The sequence below is a fragment of the Trinickia symbiotica genome, from assembly GCF_002934455.1.
In the GTDB taxonomy this organism is placed as follows: domain Bacteria; phylum Pseudomonadota; class Gammaproteobacteria; order Burkholderiales; family Burkholderiaceae; genus Trinickia; species Trinickia symbiotica.
Window position 1 is genome coordinate 17,189 of record NZ_PTIR01000022.1, and the last position, 10,923, is coordinate 28,111.

Genomic DNA, 10,923 nt, shown 5'->3' on the forward strand with positions numbered 1-10,923 from the left:
TTGTCTCCACCGATGGTTGAACTCAATCATGTCCCCGCCAGGGCACGATCCAATTCTCGAGCTTGCGTATCACCAACTCCATGGCATAGCCGATTACCCCGATGATGACGATGCCCACTATCACGACGGCAACTTGCAGCGCTTGTCCCGCGAACTGCACGAGCCATCCCAGCCCGCTGCTGGCGGCAATAAGTTCTGCCGCGACCAGGCAGGTCCAGGCCACCCCTATACCCACGCGCATTGATGTGAATATCTCCGGCAACGCGGACGGCAACACGATCTTGCGGAAGATTTGCGCGTTGGTCGCGCCCAAAGTGCGGGCCACGGCAATTCTGAGCGGCGGCGTACTCTTTACGCCCGACATGGTTCCGATGATGATGACCGGGATCGTGCCGACGAGAATGAGGATGGCCTTCGGCAGCTCTCCGATGCCGAACCAGACAACGAGAAGCGGGATGTAAGCGAGAGGCGGAACTGGTCGAACGAATTGCAGCAGCGGGTCGATGAGGTCGAAAATGATTTTGTTGCGCGACATCAAAAGACCGACCGGCACGCCGATCGCGACGGCTCCGACGAAACCAATAACGATGCGAAAACAGCTGATCAAAATGTCGCCGGTCAGCGACTGTCCGCCGTATCCATTTCGGATGATTTCGACGAACGACTGCCAAACCGCTACCGGCGAAGGCAGTGCGAACGGCGGAAATACGCCGGCCATTGATACGGCCTGCCAGATCAAGACCGATATGATGAGTACGGCGCCGGTCAACCAGTAGGACTTCATGCCGCTGCCGACGCGACGCAGCTTGATTTTTGCCTCGCTCTGCGCCCTCGAGCGCTCGACAGTCTTCCCGTGTCCAGGTAGGGCTCTTACTCTCACTGCCGTCTCCTTAAGTCCCACAAAAAGTATAGTCAGCGCTGAGACGCACCGATTTCAGTGTTTAGCCCAGCACTCGAGTGCAAACTCGTTCGTTGAGTCAAGGATTGTCAATCAATAAGCGGCCCGGTAGTGCCACGCAAAAGGATCCGATGGGTCCAGCGCCGCTCGCCGCGGGCAGCTTGGCTTCCGCTGGTGCTGGCCCAACGGAAACCGCCGAACTGGCGCTACCACCGTCTACAGCCAACCATTAACGTCTCCCTATTGGTGCCGCCTTGTGCCGCTCGCGCGCTTCGCGGCCTGGACCATCCCTCAAGGAGACATGTATGACAGAAACGACCCTCGACGCTTCGCGCGTGACGGCCGACACGCTCGCCGCTTTTTCCGATGCATTCAATCGCCACGATGCCGACGCGTTGATGGGATGGATGACCGAGGACTGCGTGTTCGAAGCGGCGGCGGGCCCGGAAGTCTATGGGACGCGCTTCGTCGGCCGCGCCGCAGTGCGCGCCGCATTCGAAGCGGTATTTCAGAGCTTCCCCGACGCGCATTGGGGGCACGGCCGCCACTACGTCATCGGCGAGCGCGGCGTGTCGGAATGGGTGTTCACGGGTACGCACATCGAAGGCTGGCGCATCGAAGCCGAAGGCTGCGACCTGTTCGAATTCCGCGACGGGCTAATCGCAGTCAAGCGGGCGTTCCGCAAAGAACGGCCAAAGCAGCCGGCGTGACGAATGCAGACCTGCCCTCTCACGCCTTTCGAAACGAATCATTTCATTTCATTCCAAATTCTTCGTCGGCTGGTGCAATGCCTTGACCGCAGGTGGGCACTGCCTAGTATCTGGAACGACATATTCCGTTAAACGATGACCGGAGACACGCTATGAGCGACCAATCCACTTCCCCCCAAGCCCAGGCTAGCGGCCCCCAAGACATGACGCCATCCGAAGCCTTCGTCGAGACGCTCGCCGCGAACGGCGTGACCGACATGTTCGGCATCATGGGCTCGGCGTTCATGGACGCGATGGACATCTTCGCGCCGGCAGGCATTCGCCTGATCCCGGTGGTCCATGAACAGGGCGCCGGCCACATGGCGGACGGCTATGCGCGCGTATCGGGCCGCCATGGTGTCGTGATCGGCCAGAACGGCCCCGGCATCAGCAACTGTGTGACCGCGATCGCGGCCGCGTACTGGGCCCACAGCCCGGTCGTGATCGTGACGCCGGAGGCCGGCACGATGGGCATCGGCCTGGGCGGGTTCCAAGAGGCGAACCAGTTGCCGATGTTCCAGGAATTCACGAAGTATCAGGGGCACGTCACGCATCCTGCACGAATGGCCGAATTCACCGCGCGCTGTTTTGACCGCGCGCAGGCCGAGATGGGCCCGACGCAGCTCAACATCCCGCGCGACTACTTCTACGGCAAAATCAAGGTCGAAATCCCGCGGCCGCGCAAGCTCGACCGCGGCCCCGGGGGTGAGCAAAGCCTGAACGAGGCGGCCGAGCTCATCGCGCAGGCGAAATTCCCGGTGATCATTTCCGGCGGCGGTGTCGTGATGGCCGACGCCGTTGAAGAATGCAAGGCGCTGGCCGAACGTTTGGGAGCGCCCGTCGTCAACAGCTATCTGCACAACGATTCTTTCCCGGCGAACCATCCGTTATGGTGCGGCCCGCTCGGTTATCAAGGCTCGAAGGCAGCGATGAAGCTGCTTTCGCGCGCGGACGTCGTCATTGCGCTCGGCTCGCGCCTCGGACCGTTCGGCACGCTGCCCCAGCACGGGATGGATTACTGGCCGAAGGACGCGAAGATCATCCAGATCGACGCTGACCATAAAATGCTGGGCCTCGTGAAGAAGATTTCGGTGGGCATCTGCGGCGATGCAAAGGCCGCGGCGGTCGCGCTCACGCAACGACTGGCCGATCGCGAGCTGGCTTGTGACGCCACGCGCAACGAGCGCGCGGACCAGATCGCCGGTGAAAAGGCGGCGTGGGAGAAGGAACTGGACGGATGGACGCACGAGCTCGACAGCTACAGCCTCGACGTGATCGAGGAGAGCAAACGTGAGCGCACCTTCAACGGCGGCCAATACCTCCATCCGCGGCAAGTTTTGCGCGAACTCGAAAAAGCGATGCCTGAAGACGTGATGGTGTCGACCGATATTGGCAACATCAACTCGGTCGCGAACAGCTACCTGCGCTTCAACAAGCCGCGCAGCTTCTTTGCGGCCATGAGCTGGGGCAATTGCGGCTATGCGTTCCCGACCATCATCGGCGCCAAAGTGGCGGCACCGCACCGCCCGGCCGTATCGTACGCGGGCGACGGCGCATGGGGGATGAGCCTCATGGAAACGATGACGTGCGTGCGTCACCAAATTCCCGTCACCGCCGTCGTGTTCCACAATCGCCAATGGGGCGCGGAAAAGAAGAATCAAGTCGACTTCTACAACCGCCGCTTCGTTGCGGGCGAACTCGACAATCAAAGCTTCGCCGCAATTGCGCGTGCGATGGGCGCGGAAGGCATCGTGGTCGACCAGCTCGAGGACGTAGGGCCGGCGCTGAAGCGAGCGATCGATCTGCAGATGAACGAAGGCAAGACGACGATCGTCGAAATCATGTGCACCCGAGAACTCGGCGACCCGTTCCGCCGCGATGCGTTGTCCAAGCCGGTGCGCCTGCTCGAGAAGTACAAGGACTACGTCTGAGGATTTTTCGATCCCGAAGCAGCGATTCACAACCGGCCTGCGGGCCGGTTTGGCATGACACCGGCTCAAAGGCCGGGGTTTAAAACCGAGGCTAGATTTACGATGAAAGCCCTTAACCGCATCATCGAAGCCGCACGCATGTCGCCGATGCGCATCGTGCTCTGCGAAGCCGAAGATCCACGTGTGCTCACCGCCGCCGTTCGTGCGAGCCGGGAGGGCATCGCGCGCATCGCGCTGGTCGGCAACCCGCTCGCGGTCCGCGCGGCAGCGGAGCGCGCGGCGCTGGCGCTCGACGACAACCTGGTGATCGTCGATCCGGCTGGATCGGAGTGGCGAGCCGCGTTTGCCGACGAACTGGTCGCACTTCGTCGCAGCAAAGGCATGACGAACGAGCTCGCGCAAAGCGAAGTGCTCAAGCCGCTCGTGTTCGCGGACTTGATGGTGCGGCTCGGCTATGCGGACGGCTCGGTTGCCGGCGCCGTCCACACCACCGCCGACGTCGTACGCTCGGCGATTCAGTTGATCGGTCTCGATCCGTCGTTCAAGCTCGTGTCGAGCTTCTTTCTGATGATGCTGTGCGAGCCGTTTCACCGCTATAAGGGCGGGCTCGTCTTCTCCGATTGCGCGCTCGTCGTCGATCCGGACGCGGCCCAGCTGGCCGAGATCGCAATGGCGGCCGCCGACAGCGCGCGCGCACTTTTGATGGAAGAACCGCGCGTTGCGATGCTCTCCTTCTCGACGAGCGGCAGCGCGCATCATGCGCACGTCGACAAGGTCATCGAGGCAACGCAGCGAGTGAAGGCGTTGCGGCCCGGTCTCGCCATCGATGGCGACGTCCAGCTCGACGCGGCGCTGGTCGCCGAGATTGCGGAACGCAAGATCGAGCATTCGCAGGTGGGCGGCCACGCCAACGTCCTGGTTTTCCCGAACCTGGACGCCGGCAATATCGGCTACAAGCTCGCTGAGCGCATCGGAGGCGCGAAAGCGATCGGCCCTTTGCTCCAGGGGTTGCACTTCCCTGCCAACGATCTTTCGCGCGGCTGCAGCGCCGAGGACATCTACTATGTGATCGCGGCTACCGCGGTTCAGGCACAAGCCGCACACGATCGCGCCGGACATCAGTCGAGCGCGCCGCACGCCGCTTAACTTCTTGACCGATGAGCTAGGGCAACGGCGCGTCAACCTCCGCTAACGGCGCGCCCCGATCCATTGGGCCAACCTTGCCACCTCTGTCATATCGAGTCGAGCCGCCGGATCGAGCGCCGCGCAATACCGGTAGAAAAGGCTCGGGTCGCGCCCAAGCCCTAGCCCGATGATTTCCACGTCGCGCAGCGTCTCGCGCCGCGCAAGCACATCCCGTAGGTGATTATCGAGGTACGCTGCGCCGTTGGTCTGCGCGGTAGCCGCATCCATGGGGCTGCCGTCGGATATCACCACGAGGATGCGCCGCGCGCACGCATGCGCGGCGAGCCGGGTGCAGGCCCACTCGACAGCCTCGCCGTCCGCGCCTTCACGAAAGAGATCGGCTTTGAAGAAGGCAGCGAGATCAGCGCGCGCACGCCGCCAGGTATCTTCAGCTCGCTTGAACACCATATGGCAAACTTCGTTCAAACGCCCCGGGTGCGGTGGCCGTCCGCGCGCAAGCCAATCCAGCCGTGCGCGCCCACCATTCCAAGCGCCCGTGGTATAGCCGAGCACCTCCGTGGCCACGCCGGCCTGTTCACAGGCGCGCACGAGGACGTCGATGAGCATCGCAACCGGTGCGATATGCGCCTTCACCGACGCCGAACAATCCGTCAAGAAGCCCACCACGCAATCGCCGCGCGGCCTCATCCGATCCCGTGTAAACAGCCGCCGCTCGCCGGGCGAACTGATGAGCTGCGCGAGACGTCTTCCGTCGATGCGCCCTTCTTCTTCGCCGAATGACCAGCCGTCCCGCTCGGGCACCGCAAGCGCTGCCTGCAGTACACGTGCGACGCGGGCGATATTGATCCGGGATGCTGCGATGCGCTCATCGAGCCTCTCGCGGTACTCGCGGAGCAACACCGGGCGCACGAGCGTCCCCGCGCGAACCTCACGATCGTATTGCGTCGTGTAAGCGACATAACCGGGCGATGTGCCGGGCACGCCGCGTTGACTCGTCGTCGCCCCACCCGGCGCGGCCTCGCTCGATTCCTCGGAATCGAACTCGAAATCGGCCCAGAGCGAAAACGACGTCAACGCGTCGTCGGCATCGCGGGCTTTGTCTTCAGAGTCCGAAGCCAATGCGTCGCGCGCCTCATCGAGCATCGACGCCACCTGTTGCGCCAACTGGCATGCATGCGTTGCATAGGCGCGTTGATCGAATCGATGCCGGCGCAAATCGGCCAAGTGAGTGCCGATTGTCGGCACAATGGCAGCCCGTGTCGCCTCGATCAGATGTTCGGTGTCTTCGAGCACGGGCCAGCCGGTCACGCGCGACCATACGACTTGTACGACGGTATAAACGAGGATGCCGAGATGATCGTCGGCGAGCCCACTGCGGTTGTACGCTCTCAACCATCCTTCGAACCGGTCCCGAACGTTGCGCGCGAGGCCCGGCATGCCGGGCAACGACAATGCTTCGCAACGCACCTGCTCGAATAGCTCGAACAACAAACGCGCAACGCGATGAGCGGGCGCCATGGATCGATGCATCGCCGGATCCGAATGGAGCAGCCTTACCGCGGCGCCATCGGCCGCACCGCGCAGTGCGGCCAGATTCTCCTCGTAGGCGTTGCCGCGCAGATGCGGCGCATAAAGCGGGAGCGGAAGCGACTGCCGGCATAGCCGGCCGCCGCGGTAGTGCAGCGCGGCCTCCCCCGTCAATGCGCGCACGGCCGCTGCGCACAGCGTTTCGACGCGTAGTGCGGCGCATACCGCTTCGGGCGACGGGATCGTCGACATCATGAGCGCGGCGGCAGGTCGCCACCTGGCTCGCCGTCCATCTCCGAACCGCAAAGCTCGACGCCGAAGCAACGCTGGTAGTACTCGGCGACGATCGACCGCTCGGATTCATCGCACTTATTCAAGAACGTTAGGCGAAACGCGAGCGCCGGATCGCGAAAGATCTGGCAGTTCTCGGCCCAATTGATGACGGTGCGCGGCGACATCAGCGTGGAGAGGTCGCCCGTGGCGAAACCCTTGCGCGTCAGCGCGGCCATGCCGACCATCGATTCGACGAGCGCACGGCCCGCTTCATCGGCCATTTCAGGGACGCGCGCCAGCACGATGCCCGCCTCTTCCTCGGGCGGCAAGTAATTGAGCGTCGCCACCACGTTCCAGCGATCCATCTGCGCGTGATTGAGCATTTGCGTGCCGTGGTAAAGGCCGTTGAGATTGCCGAGGCCCACGGTATTCGTCGTCGCGAACAATCGGAAATACCGATGGGGACGAATCACACGGTTCTGATCGAGCAACGTGAAGCTCCCATCGCGTTCCAAGATTCGCTGGATGACGAACATCACATCGGGCCGCCCCGCATCGTATTCGTCGAAGATCAGGGCAACGGGTCGCTGCAGAGCCCAGGGTACGATGCCTTCCTGGAATTCGGTCACTTGCCGGTCGTCACGTACGACGATGGCATCCTTGCCGACGAGATCGAGCCGGCTGATGTGCCCGTCGAGATTCACGCGAACGCACGGCCAGTTCAAGCGCGCGGCAACCTGCTCGATGTGCGTCGATTTGCCGGTGCCGTGCAGGCCCTGGACCATCACGCGCCGGTTGCGTGTGAAGCCGGCGAGGATCGCGAGCGTGACTTCCTCATTGAAGCGATACGCGGGATCGATGTCGGGCACGTGATCGTCACGTTCCGCGAACGCCGGCACCTTCAGGTTCGAGTCGATGCCGAAATGCTCACGCACGGACACCATGCGATCGGGCATCTCCTTCATGAAATCCGTCGTCACACCGCTCTCCTCTCGACCCCACGCATCATCGAATTGCCATCGGATATACGGTGAGAATTTTATCGGCCTGCGGTGGGCCGCCGGTAGCACCAGTGAGCCCATTTCGACTGGTACAGCAACCCGAATTCGAGGGATTTCCACCGCCGCTGTCCTTCACTCGTTTTGATCCGGAATCGACGGATTCCGTTTCAGTTCCTCCTGTCCGCGGCGCTCGGGCTTGCGCCCGCACATGTCTTGCCCGACATTGCATCAGCAAGCAAACCGCGCCGGTGCTGCGCGGCTTGCGCTGGAACGAAAAGAGAGGCTGTTCATGGATCTGGAAGTCGACTATGTGATCGTCGGCGCAGGATCGGCCGGATGCGTATTGGCCAATCGTTTGAGTGCCGATCCGCGCAATGCGGTGCTTCTGCTCGAGGCGGGGGGCCCGGACACCAATCCCTGGATTCACGTGCCCGTGGGCTACTTCAAAACCATGCACGATCCCGAACTCGATTGGTGCTATCGGACTGAACCCGACGAAAACGTCGCCGGACGTCGAATCGATTGGCCCCGCGGCAAAGTGCTCGGCGGGTCGAGCTCGCTCAACGGTCTGCTTTATGTGCGCGGCCAACGCGAGGATTACGATCGATGGGCCGAACTCGGCAATCGCGGCTGGGGTTATGCCGACGTCCTGCCATACTTCAAGAAATCGGAAGACCAGGAGCGCGGTGCGGACGCCTATCACGGTGTTGGCGGGCCGCTCAAGGTGTCCGACCTGCGGTTGCGCCGCCCGATCGCCGATCGCTTCATCGCTGCCGCGCAGGAGATCGGGATTCCCTTCAATCCCGACTACAACGGCGCCCGTCAAGAAGGCGTCGCCTGTTTTCAGCAGACGGCTCACAACGGCTTTCGCTGGAGCACCGCGAAGGGATTTTTGAAGCCAGCCCGCGCACGCCCGAACTTGCAGGTCCATACGCGTGCGCAGGTATGCCGGATCCTTTTTAGAGGCGCGACGGCCATCGGCGTCGAATATCTGCATAACGGCGAGCGCAAGAGTGTGCACGTGCGAGCCGAGGTCATCGTTGCCGCCGGCGCGATCGGCTCGCCGCAGATTCTGCAGCTCTCGGGCATTGGCCCCGCGAAGCTCTTGCAACGCGTGGGAGTGCCGGTGCGGGTCGAGCTGCCGGGCGTCGGACAAAATCTGCAGGATCATTTGCAAGTGAGGCTGGTGTTTCGCACGCGCGAACGCACGCTCAACGACGAGGTCAATCATCCACTGCGCAAGGCTTGGATCGCCATGCAATACGCGCTGTGGCGCACCGGCCCGCTCACGTTGGCCGCGAGCCAAGTTGTGATCTTCACGCGTTCGAGCCCCGGCGTGGATCGCCCCGACATCCAGTTCCATATGCAGCCGCTCAGTGCCGACAAGCCCGGCGAAGGCGCGCATCCGTTCTCGGCGTTCACCTCATCGGTTTGTCAGTTGCGTCCCTTCAGCCGCGGTCACGTCGAGATCTGCGCGGCCGACCCGCTGCGGTATCCCCTTATCCATGCCAATTATTTGTCCGACCAACGCGATCATCCGATCGTGATCGGGGCGATCAAGGTTGCGCGCCGCATCGCGGCCGCACCTTCGCTCGCGCCGCAGATCGTCTCGGAGTTCACGCCCGGCCCGGAGTATCAGAGCGATGCGGAACTGCTCAAGGCGGCCCGGCGATTCAGCCAGTCGATCTATCATCCGGCGGGGACCTGCAAGATGGGCCGCGATCCGCTGGCAGTCGTCGACGATCGGCTTCGCGTACACGGGGTCTCCCGGTTGCGCGTGGTCGACGCGTCGATCATGCCGGAGCTGGTGTCGGGCAATACGAATGCGCCGGTGATCATGATTGCCGAGAAAGCTTCGGACATGATCCTGGACGACCACAGACAACGAGCGGCATCCATAGTGGAGCCCGCGGAAACGCGAACCTGAACCGCTGGGGCTATCGACGCGGCCCGGATCACGCGAAACGGGCCCGCGCCACATCACCGCCGCCAACGGAGCGGCCGGCGCAGCGTATGCCGTTCCATCCGCACCCCAGGCATCGCATCGAGAAACGCAAGCGCACTGCCCCGCGCACCGCCCTCGCGCCGCTCGCGCTCCTCGTCGGCCTCCACAGTGCGAGCGGTGTTGATGAAGAGGGCGGCGACGATACCGAGCGCGAGCAGGCCGGCCGATACCATGAACGGCACGTTATAGCTGCCGGTACGCTCGATCAGATAACCGAACGCGACTGGCGAGATCATCCCCGCCACGCCGAAGCCCGTATTCATCATGCCACCCGCTGTACCGGCATATTTCCCGGCGATGTCGAGCGGCAACGTCCACAAGACCGGGTTCGTGATCTCAAGGAAGAAGAACGAAGCCGTCAGCAGCCATACCGCCTCGATCGGGCTCGACACGGAAGTCATCGGCAACAGGAATGCGAGTGAGCCGCCCATGCCGACGACGAGCACGGCACAGCGTGCCAAACGCAACCGTCCTGTGATCTTGAAGATTCGATCGGACACCACGCCGCCGAGCGTGTCGCCGATGACGCCGGCGAGCAACGGCAATGCCGTGAAAAGCGCGAGTTGCTTGAGGTCGAACCCACGCGAGTCCTTCAGATAAGACGGCAACCAAGTCAGATAAACCCAAAGCAGCCAGCCGTAACAGAAGTCGACAAAGGTGACAAGCCACATGCGGTGGATCAGCTTGCGCCACGGGGTTGCCGTTTTCCTGGCGCGCTCGCAATCCCCCGTCCGATAGCCGATCTCGGCGGTTTCCTCAGGCGTGATGCGACGATTCTGCTCAGGGGAATTCGTAAATACCAACAGATAGAGCACCGTCCATGCAAGGCTTGCAATGCCGAGCAGAATGAAGGCATCGCGCCATCCCCCGGCCACAACGACGGCCAACACCAGCGGCGGCGTCACTGCGCCGCCAAGACGTGCGAAGCTATGCGTAATGCCCTGGGCGAAGCCGCGCTCGCCAACAGGCATCCAGTAGGTGAACGCGCGCGTAGCGGTGGGAAATGCGCCGCCCTCGCCGATACCCAGCGTAAAACGGAGCGCAACCAGCATCGCGACGCTGCCTGCGAAACCCGTTGCGAGTGTGGCCGCGCCCCAGATGAGAGAAAGGCAGGTCAACACGAGCTTCGGCCCGAACTTATCCGATAGCCAGCCGCCGATGATCTGCATCACTGCATACGGATACGCGAATGCGGAAAAAACGAGGCCGAGTTGAACGGTCGTGAGCCCCATCTCATGACGAATCAACGGGCCGGCGACCGCGATGTTCACTCGGTCGATATAAGAAATGAAATACATGAGACACATCACAGCCAAGATGATGTGACGCGTCTTCACACGTTGTACGCGGTGTTGCATGCTGTTGTCTCCCACTGTCTCTTTCTAGGTGATGG

At 62.5% G+C, this 10,923-nt stretch carries 8 protein-coding genes; 4 read left to right on the forward strand and 4 right to left on the reverse strand.

Annotated features, from left to right (window positions below; genetic code table 11):
- Positions 1-22: 22 nt before the first annotated feature.
- Positions 23-769, reverse strand: a complete 747-nt coding sequence (locus B0G57_RS25215) for an ABC transporter permease (RefSeq protein ID WP_223258531.1) — start codon at positions 767-769, stop codon at positions 23-25.
- 434 nt (positions 770-1,203) lie between these two features.
- Between B0G57_RS25215 and B0G57_RS25220 the strand changes: the two genes are divergently transcribed.
- The 3 genes from B0G57_RS25220 (at position 1,204) to pta (ending at position 4,724) form a co-directional block, all read left to right on the forward strand.
- Entirely contained in the window at positions 1,204-1,608 is a 405-nt protein-coding gene (locus tag B0G57_RS25220) for a nuclear transport factor 2 family protein (RefSeq protein WP_018441064.1), read from the forward strand.
- Between the two features lie 152 nt (positions 1,609-1,760).
- Complete coding sequence (gene xsc / locus B0G57_RS25225; protein ID WP_026229744.1) at positions 1,761-3,578, forward strand: sulfoacetaldehyde acetyltransferase; 1,818 nt, start codon at positions 1,761-1,763, stop codon at positions 3,576-3,578.
- 102 nt (positions 3,579-3,680) lie between these two features.
- On the forward strand, positions 3,681-4,724 hold the full coding sequence (gene pta / locus B0G57_RS25230) for a phosphate acetyltransferase (protein ID WP_018441062.1): 1,044 nt from the start codon (positions 3,681-3,683) through the stop codon (positions 4,722-4,724).
- A gap of 42 nt (positions 4,725-4,766) precedes the next feature.
- Here pta and B0G57_RS25235 read toward each other — a convergent pair whose 3' ends face one another.
- Entirely contained in the window at positions 4,767-6,506 is a 1,740-nt protein-coding gene (locus B0G57_RS25235) for a cobaltochelatase CobT-related protein (RefSeq protein WP_018441061.1), read from the reverse strand.
- Positions 6,503-7,489, reverse strand: a complete 987-nt coding sequence (locus B0G57_RS25240) for an AAA family ATPase (RefSeq protein ID WP_035468736.1) — start codon at positions 7,487-7,489, stop codon at positions 6,503-6,505. The genes B0G57_RS25235 and B0G57_RS25240 overlap by 4 nt, the downstream gene beginning before the upstream one ends.
- A gap of 325 nt (positions 7,490-7,814) precedes the next feature.
- On the opposite strand from B0G57_RS25240, the gene B0G57_RS25245 reads away from it, so the two are divergent.
- A complete protein-coding gene (locus tag B0G57_RS25245; RefSeq protein WP_018441059.1) occupies positions 7,815-9,452 on the forward strand; it encodes a GMC family oxidoreductase in 1,638 nt (545 codons plus the stop codon).
- A 53-nt stretch (positions 9,453-9,505) separates the two neighbouring features.
- Here the strand turns inward: B0G57_RS25245 and B0G57_RS25250 are convergent, their stop codons facing one another.
- Positions 9,506-10,888, reverse strand: a complete 1,383-nt coding sequence (locus B0G57_RS25250; protein WP_018441058.1) for an MFS transporter — start codon at positions 10,886-10,888, stop codon at positions 9,506-9,508.
- Positions 10,889-10,923 lie beyond the last annotated feature (35 nt).